Origin of the sequence: Mycobacterium simiae, assembly GCF_008370645.1 — a bacterium.
Lineage (GTDB): Bacteria > Actinomycetota > Actinomycetes > Mycobacteriales > Mycobacteriaceae > Mycobacterium > Mycobacterium simiae_A.
Genome location: NZ_VTZN01000399.1, coordinates 1 through 1,251 on the forward strand (window position 1 = coordinate 1; position 1,251 = coordinate 1,251).

The window sequence follows — 1,251 nt, forward strand, 5'->3', positions numbered from 1 at the left end:
CGGCACCGGCAACACCGGCTTCGGCAACGCGGGCACCGGCAACTGGGGAGCATGGAACCCCGGCACCGGCAACACCGGCCTGGCCAACACAGGCAACTACAACTCGGGCATCGCCAACACCGGCAGCACCAACACCGGCCTAGCCAACCCGGGCAGCTACAACACCGGCAACTTCAACACCGGCACCTTCAACACCGGTAGCTACAACGCGGGCGATTACAACACTGGCTTCTTCAACACAGGCGACCTCAACACTGGTCTAGCGAACGCGGGCGACGTCAACACCGGCATTTTGAACGCCGGCAACTACAGCAACGGCATACTGTGGCGAGGCGACTACCAGGGCCTGTGGGGCTTCCACTCCGAAATCTATATTCCGCAGTTCCCGATACTGAATTTCGATATCAACATTCCCATCAATATCCCCATACACCTCGACCTCGGTGCCCTTGCTCTCAACAGCTTCACCCTTCCGACGATCACCATCAACGCCCTGGGGATCACCAACTTCAAGATCGGGCCCATCAGCCTGCCCACCATCACCGGGACCTTGCCGGTGATCGATGTCACCATCGGCGGACCAGATACCTCAATCCCTATCCAAATCAGAAGCGGCGCCGGCCCCATTCGCGTCGTCCTCCTCGACATTCCCGCCGCGCCCGGCATCGGAAACTCCACCACGACCCCGTCCTCGGGCTTCTTCAACTCCGGCGCCGGGTCCGCATCCGGCGTCGGCAATGGCGGGGGCAACAATTCAGGCTTCTGGAATACCGGCCTGGGCGCCATCGGAAACTCGGGCTTCCAAAACTTCGGCGCGTTCCAGACGGGTTGGGCGAACTTGGGCAACACCGTTTCGGGAATCTACAACACCAGCACATCCAACCTCACCACACCGGCGCATATCTCTGGATGGTCCAACATCGGCACCGATCTGGCCGGCATTTTCAGCAGCCCCACCGGAACGATCTTCAACGCGGGTCTCGGAGATCTTGGCCGCCTGAACCTGGGCAGCGGAAACATCGGCGACTTCAACCTGGGCAGCGGCAACCTCGGCAGCTCCAACATCGGGTTCGGCAACGTCGGCAACAACAACATCGGTTTCGGCAACATCGGCAGTGGAAATCTCGGATTCGGCAACGCGGCTCCGGGCCTGACGGCAGCCCTCAACAACATCGGTTTCGGCAACACCGGCAACAACAACGTCGGTTTCGGCAACACCGGCGACGGCAACTTCGGCTTCGGCAACACCGG

At 61.0% G+C, this 1,251-nt stretch carries 1 pseudogene; it reads left to right on the plus strand.

The features are described 5' to 3' along the window. A pseudogene (locus F0Q45_RS26055) lies at window positions 1–1,251 on the plus strand (PPE family protein); the annotation flags it as partial.